The sequence below is a fragment of the Acinetobacter sp. YH12098 genome, from assembly GCF_013419235.1.
Lineage (GTDB): Bacteria > Pseudomonadota > Gammaproteobacteria > Pseudomonadales > Moraxellaceae > Acinetobacter > Acinetobacter amyesii.
This window is the reverse complement of record NZ_VPAO01000003.1, coordinates 23,639-49,253: the sequence shown is the minus strand read 5'-3', so window position 1 is coordinate 49,253 and position 25,615 is coordinate 23,639. Positions and strand designations below refer to the sequence as shown.

Annotated in this window: 22 protein-coding genes and 1 riboswitch; of the genes, 7 read left to right on the top strand and 15 right to left on the bottom strand. The window is 42.9% G+C overall.

What is annotated here, in order from left to right; all coding sequences use genetic code 11:
• Positions 1 to 150 precede the first annotated feature (150 nt).
• Both FTU38_RS01435 and FTU38_RS01430 read left to right on the top strand, forming a co-directional pair.
• Complete coding sequence (locus tag FTU38_RS01435) at positions 151 to 1,569, top strand: deoxyribodipyrimidine photo-lyase (protein WP_180002711.1); 1,419 nt, start codon at positions 151 to 153, stop codon at positions 1,567 to 1,569.
• A gap of 124 nt (positions 1,570 to 1,693) precedes the next feature.
• Positions 1,694 to 2,308 (top strand): riboflavin synthase subunit alpha, encoded by a 615-nt coding sequence (locus tag FTU38_RS01430; protein WP_180110412.1) that lies wholly within the window; start codon positions 1,694 to 1,696, stop codon positions 2,306 to 2,308.
• Between the two features lie 71 nt (positions 2,309 to 2,379).
• Here the strand turns inward: FTU38_RS01430 and FTU38_RS01425 are convergent, their stop codons facing one another.
• Together FTU38_RS01425 and acs are read right to left on the bottom strand one after the other, a co-directional pair.
• Complete coding sequence (locus FTU38_RS01425; protein ID WP_180110411.1) at positions 2,380 to 3,558, bottom strand: acyl-CoA dehydrogenase family protein; 1,179 nt, start codon at positions 3,556 to 3,558, stop codon at positions 2,380 to 2,382.
• A gap of 305 nt (positions 3,559 to 3,863) precedes the next feature.
• Positions 3,864 to 5,807, bottom strand: a complete 1,944-nt coding sequence (acs, locus tag FTU38_RS01420; protein WP_180002705.1) for an acetate--CoA ligase — start codon at positions 5,805 to 5,807, stop codon at positions 3,864 to 3,866.
• A gap of 284 nt (positions 5,808 to 6,091) precedes the next feature.
• Between acs and FTU38_RS01415 the strand changes: the two genes are divergently transcribed.
• Together FTU38_RS01415 and FTU38_RS01410 are read left to right on the top strand one after the other, a co-directional pair.
• Entirely contained in the window at positions 6,092 to 6,670 is a 579-nt protein-coding gene (locus FTU38_RS01415; protein ID WP_180002703.1) for a DUF805 domain-containing protein, read from the top strand.
• 123 nt (positions 6,671 to 6,793) lie between these two features.
• Positions 6,794 to 7,765 carry a mechanosensitive ion channel family protein gene (locus tag FTU38_RS01410; protein WP_078193200.1) on the top strand — a complete coding sequence of 324 codons (972 nt, stop codon included), beginning with the start codon at positions 6,794 to 6,796 and terminating at the stop codon, positions 7,763 to 7,765.
• On the opposite strand, the gene FTU38_RS01405 is transcribed toward FTU38_RS01410, so the two are convergent.
• From FTU38_RS01405 to prfB, 5 genes are all read right to left on the bottom strand, one after another.
• Positions 7,751 to 8,461: a 16S rRNA (uracil(1498)-N(3))-methyltransferase gene (locus tag FTU38_RS01405; protein ID WP_180002701.1), complete on the bottom strand. Its 711-nt coding sequence runs from the start codon at positions 8,459 to 8,461 to the stop codon at positions 7,751 to 7,753. The two genes, FTU38_RS01410 and FTU38_RS01405, sit on opposite strands and share 15 nt — an antisense overlap.
• A 325-nt stretch (positions 8,462 to 8,786) precedes the next feature.
• Complete coding sequence (locus tag FTU38_RS01400; protein ID WP_180002699.1) at positions 8,787 to 10,067, bottom strand: 3-deoxy-D-manno-octulosonic acid transferase; 1,281 nt, start codon at positions 10,065 to 10,067, stop codon at positions 8,787 to 8,789.
• An 87-nt stretch (positions 10,068 to 10,154) separates the two neighbouring features.
• Entirely contained in the window at positions 10,155 to 11,243 is a 1,089-nt protein-coding gene (locus FTU38_RS01395; protein WP_180002697.1) for an alkene reductase, read from the bottom strand.
• 37 nt (positions 11,244 to 11,280) lie between these two features.
• The gene (locus tag FTU38_RS01390; RefSeq protein WP_078190555.1) at positions 11,281 to 11,580 is read right to left on the bottom strand and encodes a helix-turn-helix transcriptional regulator; all 300 of its coding nucleotides are present in this window, start codon (positions 11,578 to 11,580) and stop codon (positions 11,281 to 11,283) included.
• A gap of 154 nt (positions 11,581 to 11,734) precedes the next feature.
• A protein-coding gene (prfB, locus tag FTU38_RS01385) for a peptide chain release factor 2 (RefSeq protein WP_111884474.1) occupies positions 11,735 to 12,830 on the bottom strand; the annotation gives its coding sequence in 2 pieces (ribosomal slippage) (positions 11,735 to 12,757 and positions 12,759 to 12,830; 1,095 coding nt in all).
• A gap of 181 nt (positions 12,831 to 13,011) precedes the next feature.
• Between prfB and FTU38_RS01380 the strand changes: the two genes are divergently transcribed.
• A complete protein-coding gene (locus FTU38_RS01380) occupies positions 13,012 to 13,863 on the top strand; it encodes a porin (protein ID WP_180002695.1) in 852 nt (283 codons plus the stop codon).
• A 326-nt stretch (positions 13,864 to 14,189) separates the two neighbouring features.
• Positions 14,190 to 14,975 (top strand): putative porin, encoded by a 786-nt coding sequence (locus FTU38_RS01375; protein WP_168379409.1) that lies wholly within the window; start codon positions 14,190 to 14,192, stop codon positions 14,973 to 14,975.
• Positions 14,976 to 15,046: 71 nt separating this feature from the next.
• On the opposite strand, the gene recJ is transcribed toward FTU38_RS01375, so the two are convergent.
• The 7 genes from recJ to FTU38_RS01340 all read right to left on the bottom strand — a co-directional run bounded on the left by recJ (position 15,047) and on the right by FTU38_RS01340 (position 22,598).
• Positions 15,047 to 16,750 (bottom strand): single-stranded-DNA-specific exonuclease RecJ, encoded by a 1,704-nt coding sequence (gene recJ, locus FTU38_RS01370; RefSeq protein WP_180002693.1) that lies wholly within the window; start codon positions 16,748 to 16,750, stop codon positions 15,047 to 15,049.
• On the bottom strand, positions 16,751 to 17,407 hold the full coding sequence (pdxH, locus tag FTU38_RS01365; RefSeq protein ID WP_180002691.1) for a pyridoxamine 5'-phosphate oxidase: 657 nt from the start codon (positions 17,405 to 17,407) through the stop codon (positions 16,751 to 16,753).
• A gap of 18 nt (positions 17,408 to 17,425) precedes the next feature.
• Positions 17,426 to 18,757 (bottom strand): phosphoglucosamine mutase, encoded by a 1,332-nt coding sequence (gene glmM, locus FTU38_RS01360; protein ID WP_180002689.1) that lies wholly within the window; start codon positions 18,755 to 18,757, stop codon positions 17,426 to 17,428.
• A gap of 118 nt (positions 18,758 to 18,875) precedes the next feature.
• On the bottom strand, positions 18,876 to 20,342 hold the full coding sequence (gene guaB / locus FTU38_RS01355; protein ID WP_078190562.1) for an IMP dehydrogenase: 1,467 nt from the start codon (positions 20,340 to 20,342) through the stop codon (positions 18,876 to 18,878).
• Positions 20,343 to 20,562: 220 nt separating this feature from the next.
• Positions 20,563 to 20,928 carry a YkgJ family cysteine cluster protein gene (locus FTU38_RS01350; protein ID WP_078193208.1) on the bottom strand — a complete coding sequence of 122 codons (366 nt, stop codon included), beginning with the start codon at positions 20,926 to 20,928 and terminating at the stop codon, positions 20,563 to 20,565.
• 98 nt (positions 20,929 to 21,026) lie between these two features.
• A complete protein-coding gene (locus FTU38_RS01345) occupies positions 21,027 to 21,824 on the bottom strand; it encodes an MBL fold metallo-hydrolase (RefSeq protein ID WP_078190564.1) in 798 nt (265 codons plus the stop codon).
• A gap of 195 nt (positions 21,825 to 22,019) precedes the next feature.
• A complete protein-coding gene (locus FTU38_RS01340; protein WP_078190565.1) occupies positions 22,020 to 22,598 on the bottom strand; it encodes a TMEM165/GDT1 family protein in 579 nt (192 codons plus the stop codon).
• 74 nt (positions 22,599 to 22,672) lie between these two features.
• Positions 22,673 to 22,815: riboswitch (yybP-ykoY riboswitch) on the bottom strand.
• A gap of 58 nt (positions 22,816 to 22,873) precedes the next feature.
• Here FTU38_RS01340 and FTU38_RS01335 point away from each other — a divergent pair.
• Positions 22,874 to 23,584 carry a methyltransferase type 11 gene (locus FTU38_RS01335; RefSeq protein ID WP_180002687.1) on the top strand — a complete coding sequence of 237 codons (711 nt, stop codon included), beginning with the start codon at positions 22,874 to 22,876 and terminating at the stop codon, positions 23,582 to 23,584.
• Between the two features lie 48 nt (positions 23,585 to 23,632).
• Here the strand turns inward: FTU38_RS01335 and FTU38_RS01330 are convergent, their stop codons facing one another.
• Positions 23,633 to 25,615, bottom strand: coding sequence for a 2-oxo acid dehydrogenase subunit E2 (locus FTU38_RS01330; protein WP_180110410.1), 1,983 nt, complete (start codon positions 25,613 to 25,615; stop codon positions 23,633 to 23,635).

Sequence of the window (25,615 nt, the reverse complement as noted above, 5' to 3'; positions counted from 1 at the left end):
TAAGCTGACAAAATTGTGCGCAATCGGTTAACTTAAACCATAGATATTATATGGTTTTTTATAAAAATCGATATTTTTTTAAATGGTTTTATCACCAATAGACACCCCGTAATTCCTATGATATTTCCAACAAAACACGAGGCAATAAATATGCAACTGGTTTGGTTTCGACAAGATTTAAGACGACGTGACCATAGCGCACTGTGGCAGGCGACACAGTCTGGTCCAACGATTGCCTTTATTGCGCTTTCTCCTGAACAATGGGCAAGGCATGACGATGCCCCCATTAAAATCCATCGCTATCTTGCCCAACTGGAACTTTTGCGACAGCAATTGGCTGAGCTAAATATTCCACTGATTATTCAGCATATTCCCCATTGGTCAGACATCGCCACTGAGCTATTAACCCTATGTACTCAGCTCAATATACACACTGTTCATGCACATATTGAACATGGTGTGAATGAACTTAAACGAGACCGCGAAGTACAACAGTTATTAGAACAGCAGCACATCTCTGTTGAGCTGTACCATGACCGCACCCTGTTTCCTGTTGGCGGTATTCGCAATCAATCTGGACATCCTTATCAAGTTTTCGGTGCATTTAAGAAAAATTGCTACGAAAAATTGAGCATCAGTCTGCCTACTTGTTATCCCACTATTGAAGCCCAAGCGGCTCTCGAACCGCATCCGCTGTGGCAAAATCAATTTGATTTACGTCCTTTTTATCCCACATCGCTGTTAGCTGCTCAAATCGAGCTTTGGCCGATTGGAGAAGATCACGCAATACAGTGCTTAGATGAATTTATTGAACAACATCTGCATCGTTATGCTGATGATCGGGACTTTCCTGCGCTCAATGGAACCAGTCGAATTGGCATGTATTTAAACTTGGGCATCTTGTCTATTCGCCAATGTCTGCAAGCCCTGTTTCGTGAACAAGGCGGCTATTTCCAGATCAACCACAGAGGACAACAAACGTGGCTCGATGAGCTGCTTTGGCGTGAATTTTACCAGCACATTTTATTTGACTACCCGCAAGTTTCTCAGCACCAGCCGTTTCAAACCAAAACCTTAAAAATAAAATGGCGCCATGCACCACAAGACTTTGCTGCGTGGCAATACGGCCAGACGGGCATTCCGATCGTCGATGCAGGGATGCGTCAACTACTGGCTACGGGTTGGATGCATAATCGGGTGCGGATGATTTGTGCCATGTTCCTTAGTAAGAATCTACTGATCGATTGGCGGTTGGGGGAGCAATGGTTTATGCAGCACCTTGTCGATGGCGACTTAGCGGCCAATAATGGCGGTTGGCAATGGTGCGCCTCGACGGGTACAGATGCTGTACCTTATTTTCGAATTTTTAACCCGATCAGCCAATCTCAGAAATTTGATCCGAATGGGGATTATTTACGTCAATGGCTACCTGAACTGGCAGATTTGGATGCCAAACAAATTCACCAACCCTTTGCCAAAAATCCTCAACTGGAATTGAATTACCCTCAACCGATCGTCGATATAAAGCAGTCTCGCTTAACTGCAATTGAAACATTCCGAGCATTGTAGATATTGCCAAGATCGAACTGCTAGGGATCAAAACGCTGTACTGAAATGGTCACTCTAAGGCATAGCCGATCGGTCGTTTTGTCCCTACAATACAGAAAACGCAAATCATTTTAGAGACGCTCACATGTATACAGGCATCGTGCAAGGTTTAGAAAAAGTCTTAGACATTCGTCAAGGCAATGGCTTCACAACCTTGGTGATTTCAAATCATCAGAATTTTTTTCATGATGTCTTTATCGGGGCAAGTGTAGCGATTAATGGCGTGTGTTTAACGGCCACACATATTGATTTGGCAGCCAACCAAGTACATTTTGATGTCTCAGATTTGACCAATCAACTCACCACGCTAAAAGCTCTCAAGGCCGGTGATGAGGTCAATGTCGAACGCTCAGCCAAAGTTGGCGCAGAAAATGGTGGTCATAATCTGTATGGTCATATCGAAGGCACAGCCACGATCAAAAACTTAGAACATCGTGGGAAAACCTTTCATCTCGATATTCACATTCCGGCAGGCAATATTAAATATTTCTTTCTCAAAGGTTTTATTGGACTCAATGGTTGCAGTTTGACTGTGAACCGTGTTGATCGTGCCAATAGTGAAATTTCAATCGATCTCATTCCTGAAACACTGCGCCTCACTACATGGAAAAATGTCCAAGTCGGTGATGCCGTGAATTATGAAATTGATCAAACAACGCGAACCTTAGTCGATACCTTAGAAAATATTTATCAGCGTTAAATCGACTGACAGCACATTGCAAAAAAGCCTCCCTTTCGGAGGCTTTTTATTGGCTCATGTGCAATATATGTTTAAGAATAAAAACTTGGATCTGGCACTTTCGCTGTGAGCACCCATTCACCGACCTCCTGATATTTATAATCAATCGGATCGTGTAAGGTTTGGGTACGCACATTGCGCCAGAAGCGATCTAAATTTAGTTTGGCCGTCGTGGCACGTGCGCCCATCACTTGGAAAATATTTTGCGTAATGTATAGCGAGCTATTGGTGGCTGCGATTTTGGCTGTTGCAATCGCAATAGAGACTTCTCCACGTTGTTCCGCCGTCAAAGCTTCACCAATCTCCCAAGCCCATTGCAAACGCTGAACCGCTTTATCTGCCAATAAACGTACACTTTCTAATTGCACATAAAACTCAGCAAAATGCTTTTGAATAAATGGGTCATTCACTGCATTTTCAACCAATGATTTTGACCACGCCTTTTGGTTTTGAACCGTCTGTTTTGCTGTTTCAAAAGCCCCTTCTGCCACCCCTAAAAACAAATGCACAAAGATCAACTGTGCAATCAAAGGACGTAAGCTTGAATACGGTGTACTCAAAGGCCCCGGGTTCAGTAGTAATTCATCTTTGGAAATTTTAACTTGTTCAAAATGGCTACTTCCACTGTCGGTTTGACGTTGTCCCATATTGTCCCAATCGCCGACAAAACTGACGCCTTCACGTGCTGTAGGAATCACCCCGATCAATAATTTTCCATCTTCATTGAAGCCAGAACACAGCAAAATGTCGGAATCCATGGAACCCGAACAAAAACTTTTATCGCCATGAAACACATATTCATGTTCAGACAGTTGCGTCACTGTCGTACGACGGTCCAAAGGGTTTAAGGTGTTGCCCCAAAATAAATGCTCACGTGCAGTCTGTTCAAACCACGGGCCATATTGCTCTGGCTGCGCGAACAACTGTACCGTTGCAATCAATAAATGATGGAAACCATAAACATGCGCCAATGAGCTATCCACTTGAGCAATGGTTTGAATGGTTTTAAAAATCGTCAGCCAATCTGCCCCCTGTCCACCGTATTGTTTTCCAATGGAAAGTGCAAGCAAACCACTTTGACGAATCAAATCACGTTCAGCTTTGGGATTTCCCCCCTGCTTATCACGCTGAGCAGCCGTCGTGGCAAATTCTGCCGCCAGTTTTTGGGCAATATCGATTGGATCTTGAGTCAATGGAATTGAAGCGTTCATATATCTGTCTGATTATTCTGTTACCGTTTTAGCTTAACAAAGTAGAGGCATTCAGCTTATCTCAATGCCTGCAGTCTATATCTGTAAAATCTATATCTCATGAAATCTAAGCCACCTAAATTCAGGCGACTTATAGCTAAGCCTTTTTATACGTCGTATGTTCGGTGGATGAAATGCATCATGAACATCTCTTCTTCCTAATCAACTTTCCTAAGGGAAAGGACGTTCAATATTGCCTTAATAACCCGTCGTATGAGCGATAGTGAACTTTCATCAGAACGCTATCACTCATGCTCAAATTGCTCTTATGACTTCGGATAAACCGTCGCAATCAAATGTTCAACCACTTGAGGTTCTGCCAAGGTCGAAGTGTCGCCTAAAGAGTCCAGCTCATTGGCCGCAATTTTTCTTAAAATACGGCGCATGATTTTACCAGAACGGGTTTTTGGTAAGGCTGGCGCCCAATGCAGTGCATCTGGCGTTGCCACTGGTCCAAGGACTTTTCGTACCCAAGCCACCAGTTCCTGACGCAACTCATCCGTCTCGGCTGTCCCGGCTTGTAAGGTCACAAAGGCGCAAATCCCCTGTCCCTTAATATCATGCGGCATACCCACCACTGCAGACTCTGCCACAGCATCATGTGCAACCAGCGCACTTTCAATTTCAGCCGTTCCTAATCGATGCCCTGAAACGTTCAAGACGTCATCCACACGGCCCGTAATCCAATAGTAGCCAGACTCGTCACGACGTGCGCCATCACCTGTAAAATACGTCCCCGGATAAGTGGAGAAATAGGCTTTAATAAAACGCTCAGGATCACCCCAAATGGTTCGCATTTGTCCCGGCCAAGAATCCTTGATCACCAAATTACCTTCTACGGCGCCTTCAAGTTCATTGCCTTCAGCATCGACAATCGAAGGTTGTACACCAAAGAATGGACGCGTCGCCGAACCCGGTTTTAAATCAGTTGCTCCCGGCAATGGCGTAATCATGAAACCACCCGTTTCTGTTTGCCACCATGTATCCACCACTGGACAGCGGCTTTCACCTACCACGGTGTAGTACCAATTCCATGCCTCTGGGTTAATCGGTTCACCCACCGAACCCAGTAAACGCAAACTACTACGGTCACTTTCTCGGACAAAGGCATCACCTTCTCGCATCATGGCGCGAATTGCAGTCGGTGCCGTATATAAAATGGTGACGTTATGTTTATCGACAATATGTCCCGTGCGTGCCCAACTTGGATATTGCGGCACTCCTTCAAACATCACGGTCGTAGTACCATTCGACAATGGGCCATACAATACATATGAATGCCCAGTGATCCATCCGACATCTGCGGTACACCAAAACACATCATCTTGTTTAAGGTCAAAAACTTCACGGAAAGTACAATTCACATAGGTCAAATAGCCACCCGTGGTGTGCAATACGCCTTTCGGTTTTCCAGTTGAACCTGATGTATATAAAATAAATAGGGGATCTTCGGCATTCATGGATTCAGGTGGACAAATATCATTGACCGACATGATTTCCATGTGATACCACAAATCACGGTCCGCTTTCATTTCGATCGGGTTACCTGTACGGTGCACCACAATGACATTTTGAACCGAAGATGTCCCTTCGATGTCGAGTGCAAGATCGACATTTTCTTTGAGTGGAATCGGCTTACCACCACGCATCCCACAATCCGCAGTAATCACGACTTTCGCCTGACTATCATCGATACGACTTGCCAATGAGTCTGGTGAGAACCCGCCAAAAACCACGCAGTGTACCGCACCAATTCGGGTACAGGCCAACATCGCAATTGCCGCTTCGGGTACCATTGGCATATACAGCACCACACGGTCGCCTTTACCCACGCCATGTTTTTTCAGCACATTGGCAAAACGGCAAGTTTCATCATGCAGTTCTTCAAAAGAAATGATTTTATGCCGTGAAGGATGATCACCTTCCCAAATAATGGCCGGTTTATGTGGATGTTCTTTTAAATGTCGATCGAGGCAGTTGGCACTGACATTCAGTTCACCGTCAGCAAACCACTCGATCTTAAAATCATCTTGCTTAAAATTGGTATTTTTAACTTGGGTAAACGGTTTGATCCAATCGATCTTTTGCGCTTGCTCCGCCCAAAACTCATCTGGTTGTTCAATTGATTTTTGATAACGCTCAAAGTACTCCGACTCATTGATGCGCGCGGTTTTTTTAAAACTTTCAGGTACTGGATAGATCTCTTTCATATTGTATTTTCCTTGATCTGATTCATCTCATCACGAGATGCCATGCCACATTTCTACTTTTATAATTTCTGCATCACAGCAGTATGACGATTAATTTTTAATCGCAGCAATCATGCTTTGGTCGTATTATTCTTTCCCATTTAAAGCATATTTTTGAGCAAAATTTCAACAAAAACATGTTTCAATTCAGTATCTGATCAGTTCATTTGAACCTATAATGCAAAGGTAATTTTACTCAGCATTCCGCATTTTTATTCTTCCATACACGTTGAGTTGACCCAAGCATGAATACCCAAGACTCTTCTTTCTTTTCCCGTCAGACGAACACTACATCGGACAATCCCCTGAAACCTGATGGACGTTTTGGTCGACTGAGCATGATTGGTTGGTATGGCTTTCTCAATATCATCAGCTTTTTTGCCATAATCGCTTTAAGCCTTGCCGTGGGTATTTTCAACATCAATACCATGGCGTTAAATGAGCAATTTGTTGGTATATTCACTGGGATATCTGGCCTCGCCTATTTGGCGATTATGATTCTTTACATTTATTTTTATTGTGTCTTTGTCGTCCGTCGACTGCATGACCTCAATAAAGCCGGTTGGTTGCTACTGCTTTTATTTATCCCCGTGATCAATCTATTCTTTATCCTGTATTTATTATTGGCCTCAGGCACACCGACCGTAAATCAATACGGCGCGCCACGCCCTGCTGCAGTTTGGGAAAAAATTCTGGCATGGTTGATGATTTTAATCAGTGTCTTGTCGCTCTTGGCTACAGGTAGCATCACCTCGTATATGATGGGTAGCGGTGAAATTGAATCGCCGACAGAAATCATTCAACAAGGTACTGAATATTTCTAAGCCACTGACCGAATCTGAGCCTGTCTGAATTTTGATACATCTGTTCGCAAGCCTGTAAATGAGGGTTATTTTCGCCACTAATTTCAGGCAAAATAGCGAAAAACCGGAACATTTGGAAAACTCGTGGCTGAAAAAGAAAATGCCTTGAGTGATGTCACTCAAGGCACGACTCAACTTTTGCAAGAGGCAACAGAAAAAACCGCACAAACCGTGCTGGAACATACCTCTAAATATAATGACGCATACTCAACGATCGATAAATTTGTCGATGGATTTTGGGAACGCCTGCCATATATTTGTATCGCATTAATTGTTTTTACGATCTTCTATCTACTGTCTAAACTCTTTAGATTCTTTGTTCGTAAAGCGCTCACTGACCGTTCTTATTCAAAACAAAATCTAGTTTTAGTACTGAACCGTGTGGGTAGCTCAGCCATTATGTTCTTCGGTTTCCTAATTGCAATGGTCATTGCGATTCCTGGGTTCACACCGGGTCAGCTCATGAGTGCATTGGGGATTGGTTCGGTCGCAATCGGTTTCGCGTTTAAAGATATTTTCCAGAACTTACTGTCGGGTATTTTGATTCTCCTCGGTGAACCGTTTAAAATCGGTGACGACATTATTGTGTCAGGCATGGAAGGTACGGTTGAAGATATTCAGATCCGTGCAACCTTCCTACGTTCTCCAGATGGTCGTCGTATCGTGATTCCAAACGCGACTGTTTACACCAGTGCGGTAACGGTGAATACCGCTTATCAACGTCGTCGTTGTGAATTTGTTGTTGGTATTGGTTATGAAGATGACATTCAGAAAGCTAAAAATATTGTTTTGGCTATTTTGGACAAAGACCCAACCATTTTGAGCCAACCTGCGTTTACCGTAAACGTAAATGCTTTGGCTGATTTCTCAGTCAATCTGAATGTCCGTTGGTGGGTAGATACCACTGAAACCACCACTGCGAACTCAATCAGTGAAGTGCAAGAACACGTTATCCAAGCATTCAATCAAAATGGTATTTCAATTCCTTACCCTGTACAGGAAGTTAAAGTTTACCGTGGTGATCAAGCTGAGACAGAAGCGTCAACAGCTAAATAATCGCCCTAAAACGTATGGAATCACAGTTTCTGTCCGGATAATTCGGTTGCCTAAGCTGACTGCTTGGCAACCGTTTTTTATGAGTAAATCTACCTCATAAGGAATAAATCCACCTTCAGGTCCAATGATGATCGTACATCCATGTTGAATCCCTGTAGGCATCACATCTTCGACATAAGGATGCGCCACATAAGCCGGAGAGTCCGAGGAGATCATGCTCGGTAAAACATCCTCCACAAAGGGTTTAAAGCGTTTATATAATTCAATTTTGGGCGCAATGGTGTCACCTGCCTGCTCCAAACCCAACGTCACATAGTGATCGAGCTGCTGTAAAAAGGGTGTCTGCCAATAGCTTTTATCCACGCGATAACTGTGCAGCAAAATGATTTTTTCTACACCTAAGGTGACGGCATCCATGATCAGACGGCGCAACACTTTCGGACGAGGCATTGCCACAATTAAAGTCACCGGATGCTTTGCGGGTACTTCTTCTTCTTGTAAGGGTTTAAGTTGAATGCGCTCATCACTGATACTGACGATTTGGGTTAAATAGCGTTTTCCTTCCCGAATCCCGACTTTGAGTGTATCGCCCACCTGTACATCAACATGGGTTTTTAAATGCTCAATTTGACGTTTGGCGCTAATACTCCAAAGTTCAGATTCAGTTTGACGAGGATCAAGCAAGACGATGTTCATAAAAAATTCTCTTACCCAACTCAATTGGATACACGAAAACGTCATCCACAACGGTTCAAGGCAACACTCAATAGAATCACTCAAATTTCAGCGATTATTTGTTAGACATAAAAATTCGACGCGTTTTGTCGGTGAGGTGCATTGCACCACCAGATGATTTCCTTGCGAAGCTTCGCATCCCATTTTGCCAAATGAGAAACAACGTTTCGTAAGAGTACCTTCAGCCGAAGGCTAACACCTTTCTTCAAAACTTAGACGTAAGACTCCGTCGAGTCTATTCATAAATCTATTTAAAATATCCAACAATTTAATTCATTGTGAAAAATCAAAGGTACTGATTAATCACCTGAATATGCTTTTGCAGCGACCCGGTATTCTTTTGCATAATCAGCTGAGCTGCATCATTTAAAGCCTGCGCTTTCGCAGTATTTTGAATGATGTCAACCAATGCACTGGCCGCCTGCTCAAAATCCTGCACAACCACAACCGCATGGGCCGCTACAAACTCATCCACAATGGTTTGGAAGTTAAAATAATGCTGACCTAATACTGTCGGGACATGTAACGCGATGGGCTCTAAAATATTATGTCCACCGCCCGGTTCATTTAAAGACCCGCCGACAAAGCAGGCCTGACTCATTGCCAGCCAAAGCCATAACTCACCCATACTATCTGCCAAATACACTTGCGTTTCAGGCTGAATCGTTTGCTTTAAACTGCGGCGCTGTGTACGTAAATTCAGTTTCTGCGCTTCTACAAAAACTTCATCAAAGCGTTCAGGATGACGTGGTACGACGATACATAACAGCTCAGGCTGTTGTTGCAAAATCGGCTGCAGTGCCGCGAGCAGTTTTTGTTCTTCGGGTGCATGCGTACTGGCAATGGTGATGATTTTACGGCCTTGCAAATCCCAATCTTTTCGTAACTGCGCTGCTTGTTGCACAAAGCTATCGGGCGCATGAATATCAAATTTGATACTTCCCACGACCTGACTGGTATGCGGGTTTGCACCCAATTCAATAAATCGCGCTAAAGTTGCCTGATCTTGCGCCAATAATTGTTTCAAACTCTTTAGCATCGGCTGCGTCAAACTCGGGACTTTGCCATAACCTTTCGCCGATTTTTCAGATAATCTGGCATTAATTAATAAACACGGAACGTTGGCCTGATCGGCTTCAATCATCAAATTTGGCCAGAGTTCAGTTTCAACTAGAGCCAACATTTTTGGTTGATATTTTTCGATAAAACGACGGACTAATTTTTTTTGATCTGCTGGCAGATATACGGCCTGAAATAGCGATTCATACGGTGCTTTTAAAAATAATTGTTTCGCACGCGCTTGTCCGGTTTTGGTGGTATTGGTAACTAAGACCGGATGACCTGCTTTGAGATAATGTTCAATCAGCGGCTGCGCAGCGTTAGTTTCTCCGACGGAAACCACATGAAACCAAATTGCATTACGGTTTTTAACTGGCTGAAATGGCCCAAAGCGCTCAAGACACTCTTGCTGATATAGTTGGAAATCTTCAGCACGTTTTTTGATGCGCCATTGATATAGCGGCTTAATCAGCGCCAAAGCTGCGTTATACCAAAAAGGAGTAGTCAAATTATTACGCTCAAAAACGGTTTGAATCGGCAGAATATATCAGAGCATTATCCACATGTTAATGGATAATGCGTATTCAAGTGTCGATTAATAGGTTGAACGACCTGAACCAAATTTATTTTTCATGCTTGGATAATCAATATAGCCTTCGGCAACATCTGTTCCAATCATATTTTCCAACTGCAATTCATTCAGTGCAGCATTCGCTAGCAAACGTTCAAACAAATCTGGATTGGCAATATAAGCTTTACCAAAAGACACCGCATCGGCTTTACCTGAGGCCAATAAATCAACAGCATCTTCACGGCTTAAACGCATATTGGCAATGTACGGCACACCATTTGAGCGCTGTTTCAGATAATTACTAATACTGTCATCCGCCAGATATTCACGGGTAAAGAAAAATGCAATCTTCCTCTGCCCCAACTGCTCTAAGGCATAGCCAAAGGTTTCACGTGGATCATGATCGCCCATGTCGTGTTCATCACCACGCGGCGCAAGATGCACACCTACACGACCTGCCCCCCACACTTCAATCAGCGCATCCACCACTTCAAGCAATAAACGTGCGCGGTTTTCGACAGAACCACCATACTCATCTTCACGTAAATTGGTTTTGCTTTGTAGGAATTGATCGATCAAATAACCATTGGCCGCATGCAATTCCACACCATCAAAACCGGCTTCTTTGGCTTTGATTGCAGACTGTTTGTATTGCTCAACAATGCTTTTGATTTCTGCAATCTCTAATGGACGTGGCACGACATATTCGCGTTTTGGGCGAAGCAGACTGACATAACCTGCCTGTTGTACCGCACTGGCAGACACCGGTGTATCACCAGCCAAAAGATCGGGATGTGAGACACGTCCGACATGCCACAATTGCGCCACAATTAAACCTTGCTGTTCATGTACGGCTTGGGTCACCAATTTCCAGCCCTGAACTTGAGCATCGGTAAATAAACCCGGCGTCTGCAAATAGCCATTAGCTGCTTCTGAAATGACTGTTGCTTCTGAAATGATTAATCCAGCACTTGCACGCTGTGCATAATATTCAGCCATCATCGGCGTTGGAACACGGTCAATGGTTGCACGACTACGGGTTAGTGGCGCCATTACAACGCGATTTTTGAGGTGTAAATCACCCAAAATGAGAGGAGTATTGAGTTCAGCCATATATGTCTCGCCCCACACTTCAAATGTAAAATACGATTTAAAGTGAGTTTTGCAAATAATCGATATATTGCTGAATGAGTTCTTCATTGCGTGAGAAATACGACCATTGACCATATTTCTCGGCTTGAATTAAGCCCGCCTGTTGTAACACAGACAAATGATTAGACATCGTAGACTGCGAAACATTACCGAGTTTTTCGATATTGCCAGCGCATACACCACGATTAAAGCCGCCACATTGTTCTTCTGACAAAAACTGTTCTGGTGTTTTCAACCATTCCAAGATTTGACGTCGAGTCGGATTGGCAAGTGCTTTAAAAATTAAATCAATATCCATAATTTAAACGGGTTTAATTAAATAAAAATTTGGACAACAAAGTTCTATTCAGCATCTTGAATACACTATATCGTATTTTTTCGATTTTTATATCGATTTTTTTAGATATGATGATCAAAAACAGATAGAACTTTGTTTTCTATATAAATTTAAATTACAAACCTTGTTTGAGGCTGGCTTCAATAAACTTATCTAAATCGCCATCAAGCACTGCACCAGTGTTTGAACTTTCCACACTGGTACGTAAGTCTTTAATACGCGAGTCATCTAAAACGTATGAACGAATTTGACTGCCCCAACCGATATCTGACTTGGTGTCTTCCAACGCTTGTGCCGCATCATTACGTTTTTGCATTTCAAGTTCGTACAATTTTGCACGTAACTGTTTCCATGCATGGTCACGGTTGGCGTGCTGTGAACGTTGGTTCTGACATGCCACCACAATCCCTGTTGGAGCGTGAGTTAAACGTACCGCAGAGTCTGTTTTGTTAATGTGCTGACCACCCGCACCAGATGCACGATAGGTATCAGTACGTACATCAGCTGGATTGATTTCAATTTCAATATTGTCATCAATTTCAGGCGATACAAAAACCGCTGAGAATGAAGTATGGCGACGGTTACCCGAGTCAAAAGGTGACTTACGGACTAAACGGTGTACGCCAGATTCTGTACGTAACCAACCATATGCATACTCACCTTCTACACGGATCGTTGCAGACTTGATCCCTGCCACATCACCATCAGACTCTTCCATCACTTCTGCTTTAAAGCCATGACGTTCAATCCAACGTAGATACATACGTAGTAACATCGATGCCCAGTCCTGTGCTTCAGTACCACCTGAACCTGCTTGAATTTCGACATAGCATGGGTTCGGGTCCATCGGATTACTGAACATACGACGGAATTCTAATTTCGCAAGTTCTGCTTCCGCTGAAGTTAACTCTGCTTGCACATCTGCAAGTAAGCTTTCTTCTTCTGCTTCAACCGCAAGATCCAACATCGCTTGGGCATCTTCTAATTGAGTTGAAAGCCCTTCGAGCACGTTAATGACGTTTTCGAGTTCACCTTTTTCTTTTGCCATTGCTTGTGCACGGCTTTGATCATTCCAAATTGCTGGGTCTTCCAGCTCACGTAGAACCTCTTCTAAACGCTCTTTTTTCAGATCGTAGTCAAAGATACCCCCGTAATGTTTGACCACGGTCGTTTAAGTCTTTTAGCTGTAATAGATACGGATTAATTTCCACGTGAATTACTCTCAATCAAAAAATTTGGCTTAAATAGCCGCCTATTATATCACAGAGCATTTGCACAGTTTCAGCCAGATTGATCATCCAAATCATTGACTTTAATGTACATAATATGAACAATACGCTCGCATTACTATTTATTACATTTTTTTTACAACAATAATGTTTCGAGGGTTTTATGAAAAAGACATTACTTGCACTAGGATTAGCTGTTATCACTTCATCAACTTTTGCTTATGACGGCCAAATTGACGCTGGCTATACTTATACGGATTGGGATGATGACTTTACAGATTCAGATCATGCATTTGATGTAAAAGGCACTTTGTACTTTGATTCAGTACAAACTGGTAAAGGCCCATTAAATGAAGCTGCTTTTCTTGGTCACAATAGCAATGTTTATGCTAGTTATGGCTACAATATTGTGAAAAGCAATGAATATGCAGCTTTACTTGATAATACAATATTAGGCACTGCAAAAGACGAAGACCAATACCATACGCTTAATGTGGGCGTAGAATATTTTGTTGAACAATTTTACTTAAATGGTTCGATCGGATATCAAAAATGGGAAGGCGAATCTGAATTTAAAGCCCCTGGAATTTCACTTCGTGCAGATGATGATGCTGACCGCACAACATATAAAGCTTTAGTAGGTTACCTACCTGTTTCTAACCTATTACTTGCTGCAGGTATTGATGGCTATACTGGCGATGGTGATGACGAAGACAACCGTTTTGCTGTAAAAGCAAAATATGTTGCACCTTTGAACAATGGCCAATACATCAACCTTGAAGCCGATGGCGCTTTTGGTGATGTAGATGCTGTTACGATTGGTGCAGACTACTATTTCGACCAAGCTTTTAGCGTAGGTGCAGCTTATAACATCGTTGATGATGGTGATGAAGACACGGATTACTTCGCTATTCGTTCAAAATACTTCCTAAACCCGAACCTAGCAATCGGTGGTCAAGTTGGTTTTGGTGATGACGTTCAAGCGTTCAACATCAATGCAACTTTACGTTTCTAATTTCGTTTGAATTAGGAATGTGCATTAAAAAAGCACCTCAAATTTGAGGTGCTTTTTTCTTTTCGATGTAATATTTACTTTAAAAAAAGTCCAATTGTTGACCAAATAATCTACAAATTCATAATATCTACACAGTTTTAATAAAACAAAACATTAATAATAATTATATATTTTTCAATATCTTAAATAATTAAAATTACATAAAATTACCGAATACACAGTTCTGCAACTTTGCAGCGATTGACCATCTTTAAAAATTCTCTAGACTAAAACTTGTAACAAAAAATGTATTAAATTTAGCCAAACAATTTAGAGGGGTAGTTTCCATGAAAAAACTCGCAATTGCTTCAGCACTTCTTTCTGCACTTGCTATTACAGGTACAGCTCATGCTTATCAAGCAGAAGTGGGCGCTTCAGCTGGTTACATCGACCCAGATAATGGAAGCTCTGGCAGTGAATTTGGTGTAAACGGTACTTATTACTTCAACCCTGTTCAAACTCGTAACGCTCCTCTTGCAGAAGCTGCATTCTTAAACCGTGCAAGTAACGTAAATGCACATGCAACTTTCGCTGACCGTGGCAATGTTGACGACAATACTTATGGCGTTGGTATCGAATATTTCGTACCAAACTCAGATTTCTATGTATCTGGTGATGTAAGCCGTAATAATGTCGAAGTTGACACTCCATTTGGCACAGTAGACAACGATACAACTTACTACGGTGCTGAAGTCGGTTATCTTCCTGCACCAGGCTTCTTAGTTGCAGTTGGTGTGAAAGGTTGGGATAACGATGATGATGATGGTGTAGATCCAACTTTACGTGCTAAATACGTAACAACTTTAAGCAATGGTAAAGACATTAACCTTGAAGCGGGTGCAGCATTCGGTGATCTAGATGAATTCAATCTAGCAGCGGATTACTTCATCGACAAAACATTCAGTGTTGGTGCTGACTACTACAACAACGATGTCACTGATCGTAACGAAGTAGGGATCAATGCACGTAAATTCTTCAACCAACAAGTGAGCCTTGAAGGTCGTGTTGGTTTCGGTGAAGTTGGCAACAATGACTACAATTCATTTGGTGTAGCAGCGAAATACCGCTTCTAATCCATTGAAGTCAAAATCATAAAAAAAACCGCTCTTCTGAGCGGTTTTTTATTTGCCTGTAAAAATAGAATTTATTGAGCCAAGTGTAAAACTCTCAATTGAACACTGACATTTCCTCTAAATTCATTTTTATCGAGTTCATAGACCAAGCGAATTTGATCTTGCATAGGATTAAATTCATACTTTTCTACCGCATTAAATGCAATTGCGTCCACCATTAAGCCATTCTCTAAAGCAAGTTTTAATTTCAGATGCACATCTTTCAACCAACGATAATCTAAGACTTTAAATAGACCTTCATAGACTGGTGCAGGAAATTTTTGTCCCCATGGACTTAAATTTTGCAGCAGATCGACGGTTTCGACATTAATGGCCGAATCAGGCAATTCACCATCTGTCCAAATAGTCGCCTGAAATAAACTTTCATCTTGCACAGCGATGAGTGCTTCAAAAGCGGTTTTAAATTCAGAAAAATGCTGCTTTTGAATGGTTAGTCCTGCTGCGGCAGCATGTCCACCAAAATGACTCACCAAATGCGGATGTAATTCAGCAATACGCTCAATACTGTCTCGAATATGAATACCTTCGATAGAACGCGCAGAGCCTTTAATATGTACGCCATCCTCATCTGCGGCAAAGACAATTGCAGGTCTATGAAATTGTTCTTTCAAACGCCCTGCAACAATCCCAATCACCCCTTGATGCCAATGCTGTTCAAACATGATCAAGGCTGCAGGTAAGTTATCCTGATCAAGCTGAATATGTTCTAACTCAGCCAGAGCTTCCTGTTTAATCTGCCCTTCGACTTGGCGTCTTTCAATATTGAGTTGATTCAACTGCTGCGCAATCGGATAAGCCGTACTTAAATCTGCCGCAATCAGACACTCAATCCCAATATCCATAGTCTCCATACGCCCAGCTGCATTGAGTCGTGGGCCGACCACAAAGCCCAAGTCCTGTGCTTTTAACTGTGCAGGATCACGACCGGCAATATCCAATAATGCACTGATCCCTGGACGACATAATCCTTGCTGTATCCGCTTCAAACCAGCATCGATCAAAATCCGATTATTCAGATCTAGACTTGCAACATCGGCATAAGTGCCTAAGGCCACCAAGTCCAAATATTGGCTGAGGTTGGCTGTGGATTTAGCATTTTTTTTACGCATACTGGCCAAATTTGCCAACACATAAAATGCAACACCTACGCCAGCCAAGGCTTTACTTGGAAATTCACATCCGAACTGATTCGGATTTACCACCGCTTCTGCTTGTGGTGTTTCCTTTGTGGTCAGGTGATGGTCGGTAATGATCACCTGCATACCATGCGCCTGCGCCTGTGCTACACCGGCATGACTCGAAATTCCATTATCGACTGTAATCAACACATCTGGAGTAAAGCTCACGAAGGCCAAATCAGCAATGGCAGGTGTCAGACCATAACCATATTTGAAACGATCTGGAACCAGATATTCAACATCCGCGCCCATATCACGTAGTGCCAAGACCATCAATGCAGTACTGGTCGCACCGTCGGCATCATAATCACCAACAATGACGATTTTCTTTTGAGTATCAATTGCTTGATCGATTATTTCAATCGCTTGCTCTAAACCCTTTAAGTTTGGCGCATGTAAGTGCTTAAGCTTCAATTCCAGCTCTTGTGCGGAAGAAACCCCGCGACGTGCCAATAAGTCAGCAATAAACGGGGCAACGCCCTGAATATCTTCAGGGCGCGTCAAATAGGGTCTTTGTTGAATTAAAAGTTTAGACATTTATGGCATCAGTCGCTGTAAAACCCATTGACCATCCTGTAGTTTATAACTCAAGCGGTCATGTAAACGATTCGGACGGCCTTGCCAAAATTCATAATAATCCGGAACTAAACGATAGCCACCCCAAAACTCAGGTTTCGCCAATACGTCTTTGCTTTCCACTTGATCATGCAAATTTTGGAAACGCTGTTGTAATTCTTCACGACTGGCGATAACACCACTTTGTGGAGTGCTAATGTGTGCTGCGATTTGGCTGTCACGCGGTCGTTTATGGTAATAATCCGTCGATTCTTCGAGAGATATCTTTTCCACACGACCACTGACCCGAATTTGACGTTCCTGCTCTTGCCAATAAAACAATAATTCTGCATAAGGATTATCGAGCAGATCATTGCCTTTTTGACTGTCATAGTTGGTGTAGAAGTCATAACCTGCATGGGTCGCACCGCGCAACAAGACCGTCCGCACGTGCGGACGACCTTGGGCATTTGCCGTCGCCAATGACATGGCATAGGGTTCATGCAATTGTGCTTCTAAGGCATGGTTAAACCATAATAAAAACTGCTCATGTGGATCACGGTTCACCTGATCTTCATGCAACTCACCTTTTTGATAAGTTAAACGCAGTTCACTTAAGTCCTTAATCACATCATTCATGCAATTTCCCCTCTTGATTTAAGCTGCATTGGCACGAACAGCCTCAGCCAAATGATTTGCTAACGCTGTGACTTCTTCAAGGTCATTACCTTCAACCATGACTCGAATGACCGGCTCTGTGCCTGATTTACGAATCAAGATGCGACCACGTCCTTTAAGCTGAGCTTCAGCTTTTTCAAACTCGCTCACCAGTGCAGGTACGGCGTAGGGATCAAACATCGCAGCCAAGCGAACATTCACCAAGACGTTAGGTAATAACTCAAAACCGTCCACCAATTCATGCAAAGCTTTACCTTGCTCAACCATCACCGTTAACACCTGAAGTGAAGCAATGATCGCATCACCTGTGGTGCTCTTGTCCAAAGTCAAGATATGACCTGATGGTTCACCGCCCGTTACCCAGCCCTTTTCTTCTAGGCCTTGTAGAACATAGCGGTCACCAACTTTGGCACGAAGCAACGGCACTTTGGCTTGATCTAAAGCAATTTCAAGTGCCATATTACTCATCACAGTACCCACGATACCCGCAGGCTTTTGACTCGCTTGAGTGGCTAAAATATAGAGAATATGGTCACCAGTAATTTGCTGACCGTTTTTATCCACCATAATCACGCGGTCGGCATCACCGTCAAAAGCAATCCCTAAATCCGCCTGATGTTCAACCACTGCTTTTTGTAAAAACTCAGGATGCGTCGAACCACAGTCTTTATTGATGTTTAAACCATCTGGTTCGTTAAACAGCGCAATCACTTTTGCACCCAGTTCGCGATACACCGAAGGGCCGACGCTATAGGCTGCACCATTGGCACAGTCCACCACAATTTTTAAGCCTGTCAGGTCAAAATGGTACGGGAAGGTTGATTTACAAAACTCGATATAACGACCATTGGCATCTTTTACACGCACACTTTTACCTAAGTTTGCAGGGTCTTCGATCACCAAGTCATTTTCAAGTTCTTTGTTTATGGCTTCTTGAATTTCATCCGGCAATTTTTTACCTTCGCTCGAGAAGAACTTAATGCCATTGTCAAAATACGGATTATGCGACGCCGAGATCACGATGCCTAAGCTGGCATGTAATGCACGGGTTAAATGGGCAATTGCGGGTGTAGGTAATGGACCCAACAAATGAACATAAACACCTGCTGCGTTTAAACCGGCTTGTAATGCTGACTCTAAAATATAGCCCGATAATCGGGTATCTTTACCTAGTACAACGATGGGCTTTGCTTTTTTACTGTATTGTTTTAATACTTTACCTGCGGCAAATCCTAGTTTTAATGCAAATTCAGGGGTAATAGGCAATTCACCGAATTTGCCACGAATGCCATCTGTACCAAAATAACTCATGTTGTACTCACTTCTTAATGGTGATCTTAATCATCACTTTTTACTGCAAATACTTTACACCAAAAACAAAAAGGCCGTCATATTAATGACGGCCTTTTCGGCTAAAAGCTACTAAATATCAACCAACACGGTAGTTTGGTGCTTCTTTAGTAATAGTCACATCATGTACGTGAGATTCAGACATACCTGCCGCAGTAATTTTGACAAACTGTGCATTTTTACGTAAGTCATCGATCACCGCAGAACCGGTATACCCCATAGATGAACGTAAACCACCCATCATTTGATGAACGATGTTACCCATTGGACCTTTGTACGGTACGCGACCTTCAATACCTTCTGGTACAAGTTTTTCAGCGCCGGCTTTTGAGTCTTGGAAATAACGGTCAGCAGAACCTGTTGCACCTGCCATCGCACCCAATGAACCCATACCACGATAAGCTTTGTAGTAACGACCTTGGAAGAATTCAACTTCGCCCGGTGCTTCTTCTGTACCAGCCATTAATGAACCTACCATGATGGTACTCGCGCCTGCACCAATCGCTTTTGCCATATCACCAGAGAAACGGATACCACCGTCTGCAATCAATGGAATTTGATCTTTTAGTGCATTGGCAACGCTGTCAATCGCAGAGATTTGCGGCATACCAATACCAGCCACAATACGTGTAGTACAGATTGAACCTGGGCCAATACCCACTTTCACTGCATCTGCGCCAGCATCTAATAATGCAAGTGCTGCATCACCAGTCGCGATGTTACCGCCAATCACTTGAACTTGTGGATAGTTGGCTTTTACCCAACGTACACGTTCAATTACACCTGCAGAGTGACCATGTGCTGTATCAACAACAATCGCATCAACACCCGCTTCCACCAATGCTTCTACACGGCTTGGTGTTTCTGCACCTGTACCAACTGCAGCACCAACGCGTAAACGACCTAAGTCATCTTTGCAACTGTTTGGATAGTTTTCAGCTTTACGGAAATCAGTAACCGTGATTAAACCTTTCAGTTCGTTGTTGTCATTTACAACAAGGACTTTTTCAATACGGTGTTTTTGAAGTAATGCTTGGATGTTTTCTTTTGATTCGTTTTCACGAACAGTCACCAAACGATCATGGCCTGTCATGATGTTACTAACAGGTTGCTCAAGATTGGTTTCAAAACGAGTGTCACGACCAGTAACAATACCCACCACTTGACCGTCTTTCACCACTGGTACACCGCTGATGTTATTTGCTTGAGTTAAAGCAATCAGCTCACGTACAGTCGTTTCTGGTGTAACGGTAATTGGGTCTTTCACCATACCTGCTTCAAATTTTTTCACGCGGCGAACTTCTGCAGCTTGTGCAGCAATATCCATGTTTTTATGCAGGATACCGATACCACCGTTTTGCGCCATTGCAATCGCCATACGTGATTCAGTCACAGTATCCATTGCAGCAGAAACAAGTGGAATATTCAAATTGATGCCACGTGTGAAACGTGTCTTAAGAGAGACATCTTTTGGGAGAACAGTAGAATAGGCAGGGAGTAATAAGACATCATCAAAGGTTAGGGCTTCTTGAACGATGGTCAACATAACAGTCTCGCTGGTAATTTCCGTGAGCCATTATATACAAATTTCCGTTCAATTTTCATTTTAATTGCGGCAATTCTTTACGGAGTTTTCAATATTAACCATCGAATATGCTGTTTTCAGCAAGAATACTCTGGGGGTTGGTCAGCATCCAGTGCAATACAGGCAGAATCCGAAGATTCTACCTCTTAGATTTCAATAAATTTATTCTGGAAATAAAGCCTTAACTGACTTGATCGAAATCTTCGTCATTTTCAGCGTCATGCAGTGGAATACTGATCAATGGAATCATTTGATGCGCGATGCGTGCTTTATTACATTGCTCATCGGCGATTTGAACTTCTTTACAAGATGAACTACGTGCCTCATACATGTTACAACTCACCTGTTTGCCTACTTCTCCACCCAAAGCAATACAACGTGGATTTGCCTGATTCGTACCCACCATACATGAATACACCGATGTCACAGGTTCCGTATAATGTTCAGGCATATTTAGCCCTTCTGCCCAATAAAAAGAAACGCGATAGTGAGCACAACATGCTCCACAGGTTAAACATGCATCCTGAGTCGGTATTTGAGACAACATTTTTACCTATTCTCGTCATCTAAAAGCTTATTTTATGGACGAAAAATATTAAAAAATGTTATCTGGAAACTCAATTATTTTTTGAAATTTTCAAGTCATTATACTGGGCAAGTAAAAACTGTCTCATCCATTAAATCGACACCACATTGTAAGGTTTCGATCCAATCTAAGAATTGGTTGATCTGTTCTTTACCAATAAATGGCGTCCCGTGCTGCGGTACGATCATTTCCACATCCATCGTCCGTACCATGTTGACCCACAGACGGATCACTTTGTTCGAACACATATAGCGCTGATGGAAGCCTTTCATTTTAGGAATATGAGCGGCAAAATTTTCTAAAGGTTTAGAGGCGTCGTCCACCATAGATGCGCCCATATCCCCTGAGAATAAAATTTTGGCAATCGGGTCATAAAATTGGAAGTTACCAACAGAATGTAGGAAGTGTGCAGGAACAGCCACCAAATGGCTGTTGCCTAATGGAATCACCTGACCATGATCTGGCAGTTCAATCAGACGATCCAACCAGTTGCCTTTCATGCGGTCACTCATAAATGCAGAGTTTAAATGCGGTAAGAAACGCGCCCACAGTTTAGATGCCACCACTTTGGCGTCGGTATAAACCAACCAACGTGGCATCGAGGTAATAATGTCTGGGTCCTGATGCGAGGCCATCACATAGTCAAGATTGGTCAAACGGGTATATTTATTCAGTTCCATAGTCAGTGGGACATAGGTCAAGTCACCACCTGGATCAAGCACTGCTGCGCGCTCATTATCCAAAATCAGGAACTGGTTCGCCTGTACGCCCTCGCCTTTTACCAAACTGGTAAAGCTAATACATTTATGCTTTCCATCATCATAAAGTACCTGTGATGTTGTGCGTTCGAAAGCCATTCCCATTCCCCAAATTTTTTATCAAAAAATATATATTCTATAGGTGAATAACATATATTTATTTAGGGAAACTTACAATAAATATTCAGTCAATATTATCTGAAATATCAGTGAATTGAGTCTCATTTTTTGGCAAATAATCCTGAGTTTTTAACTCAGGATTTCATGTATTTTTTAATATGGTGAGGTTAGCATTTAAAATAAATAGTGTTGTGCCAAGGCAGCCAAACCAATCACCAAGAATACCAAGGCGCCAATTTTATGAATCAGTGAAATCGGTAGTTTTTCTGCTAGTTTGTTGCCAATAAATACCGCAGGCGCATTAACCAACATGATGCCTAGCGTCGTCCCCAAAGTCACCCAGCCAATACTGTCAAAGCGTGCAGCCAGTGCGACTGTGGCAATTTGGGTTTTATCTCCAATTTCAGCCAAGAAGAACAAAACGAAAGTGGCACCAAAAACCCCATATTTTTGCCATTTATTGATACTTTCAGATTCATCATCCAATTGATCGGGGATCAACATCCACACCGCCATGGCAATAAAGCCCAGAGAAACGATCCACAATAAAACGGTTGGACTTAAAACAGTGGTAATCCATTGACCCAACACAGCAGAAACCCCGTGGTTCACCACAGTCGCTAGGAAAATTGCAATTAAGATCGGAACGGGTTTACGAAAACGTGCAGCAAGCAGTAAGGCAAGTAATTGTGTTTTATCGCCCATTTCTGACAGGGCAACAACAGCAAGGGAAATGAAGAAAGCGGTTAACATGGTGCATTTCTCTGGCTAGCAATAACATATACCGATGACTTATCCCTCCTGCTAGCCAATGTGCAGAGTGATAAATCAAAGGTCTTGCCAACAAAAGAAAGCTACGAAGAGCTCATTTAGTTCTTTGCTATGATGACCATGCTCGTTTTAGAGCAAATATGTTGACCATCACCTTTTTACTTTGCGTAAAAAGCGGCTACTCCCCAATGAAGTAATGCTATTCTAGCGAGGAATGCATGTTTTCGCAATTTTAATTTTCGATGACTCAATTTGATATGCAAAACAATAATCAAAAATTTCAAGAATTTATTCAACACTATATGCATGTGCAAGATGTATTAATCATTGCAGGCGGCCCGTCTCAGCTCAATTTCGACTTAACCACCATTCACCCTTCAAAAACGCTGCTGATCATTTGCTGTAATCAAAGTTTTCTTCAACTTCCTCAGGCTCAGATTGCTCATCATTCAGACTATGCATGGTGGTTACACTATCAACCCATGCTTAATGCATCCTTTCAAGGTGACATCATTAGCGGATGTGGTTTAGGTCACAACCGTCCATATCCTGAACATGAAGTGATTAACTTCAAAACCGTGCGCATCGATACGCAAGCGGAGTTATTTCATTCACCGTACTTTGTGTATGGTAATAATTGCGGCCTTCAAGCCTATTCACTCGCACATCTCTTTCAACCGCAGCGTATTTGGCTGATGGGCTATGACTTCCAGCACCAACAGGGCCAAACACATGCGTATCAGCATCAACATGTGCAAGAACTGGAGCATTATGAAAAGTTTTGGGGCTTATTTTTAAAAGACTTCCAACGCTTTGAACATTTACGACAAAAGCTTTGGTCGACGGCGCACCCACATCGTACACTTCCACTCACTTATAACCTCAATGCAAACTCAGCATTAAAGCTCTACCCTTCACCCATTGAACTTCCTGATTGGCTTTGTCAGTCCACCACCACGACGCCATAAAAAAACCCTGCCAAAGCAGGGTTCATTTTGAAACTTAAACAGGTCAGATTAGATCAATAAAGTTCGGATATCTTTGAGCAGCTTCGTCAGCTTATTGGCAAAACGTGCAGCATCCGCACCATTAATTACACGGTGATCGTATGACAATGACAGCGGCAGCATCAAACGTGGATCAAAGCCTTCACCATTCCACACCGGCTGCATAGTTGCAGGTGAAATACCTAAAATCGCCACCTGTGGCCAATTAACCAGCGGTGTAAATGCCGTACCACCAATTGAACCCAGACTGGTAATGGTAAAGTTCGCACCTTGTAGATCTTTCGGCGACAGTTTTTTGTCACGTGCTTTTTGACTCAGTTCACCCAGCTCAATTGCAATCTGCTTAATCGATTTTTGATCTGGATTACGCAGTACAGGCACGGTCAAACCATCAGGCGTTGCCACGGCAATCCCCATGTGGATTTCATTGCGTAACAATACTGACTTGCCATCATCAGACAAATGACCTGCAAATTCACGCTCTTCTTTCAACAAGTAAGCCACTGCTTTGATGATGAAGGCCATAATGGTTAAGCCAATACCTTCTTTCTTAAAGTTGGCTTTTAAATCATTACGCCAAGCTTCAAGATCGGTAATATCCGCAGCATCGAACTGCGTCACTTGCGGGATAAAATTGTTTAAAGACAATTGCGGAATCGACACTTGTTGTAAACGTGTCAAAACTTTCTCTTCGACACCACCAAAAGCATCAAAGCTTGGCAATTTCGGTAAGCCTGAAACCTGTGCCACAGCTTGAGCTGCAGGTGCAACTTGCGGAGTGGTCAAACGGGTTTTTACATAAGCGAATAAATCTTCTTTCATTAAACGCTCATGCGGGCCAGATGCTTTGACTTCTGCCAAAACCACACCTAATTCACGTGCAAGCTTACGAACGGCCGGACCTGCATACACTTTGGCATTGGCAGCATTTTGCTCTTTGGTGAGCTTATCTGCGCCTTGTGGTTGCGGTGCTGCTTCAACTTTGCTTTCAGCTTTTGGAGCAACTGTCGCAGGCTGTGCTACAGCTGGTGCAGGTTTCGCTACTGGCGCGGGTGCTGCAACAGCTTGACCTTCGGCTTCAATCGTCACTAAAGCGACGCCTTCAGAGACACTTTGCCCTAACTGAACATGAATCGCGGTGATTTTACCAGCTGTAGAGCTTGGCACTTCTACCGTTGCTTTGTCTGATTCCACCACGATGATGCTTTGGTCTTTTTCAACCACATCACCCACAGCGACTAAAATTTCAGCCACTGCTGCTTTATCAACACCTAAGTCAGGCACTGCAATTTCAATAGGTCCAGACGCCGCAGCCGTAGACGGCGCTGGTGTTGCTTCTGCAACAACAGGTGCAGCAACAGGCTGTGCAGTTTCTTGCACAGCAGCCGATGCAACCGCAGCAGATGAAGCCGCCGTTTTCACCGTTAAAATCACTACACCTTCTTTCACTACATCGCCAGCACTGATTGTGATCGATTCGATACGGCCTGATACAGTACTTGGGACTTCGACTGTCGCTTTATCTGATTCCACCACGATAATACTTTGATCAACATCAATCTCATCACCAACAGAGACCAAAATTTCACTTACCGTAGCTTTTTCTACACCAATATCAGGGACTTGCACATCAACACTTTGCGACTGAGGAGCATTGGCTGCAACAGGTGCTGCTGCAGCTTGTTCTGCTTCCACAACCGGAGTTGGTTCTGCTGCTTGGTCTTCAGTTGCATTTTGTACTGGCTCAACGGTAGCAGTACTTTGACCTTCTTCTTCCAACTCGATCAGCACAGCACCTTCAGCAACACTGTCACCCAGATTAACTGCAATGCTTTTCACCACGCCTGCCGAAGTGCTTGGCACTTCAACAGAGGCTTTGTCAGACTCTAACAACACAATGCTGTCATCAACGCTAATGGTGTCGCCGACTTTCACTAAAATCTCAGCGACCGTTGCTTTATCTACACCAATATCAGGAGTCGTAATTCGCAT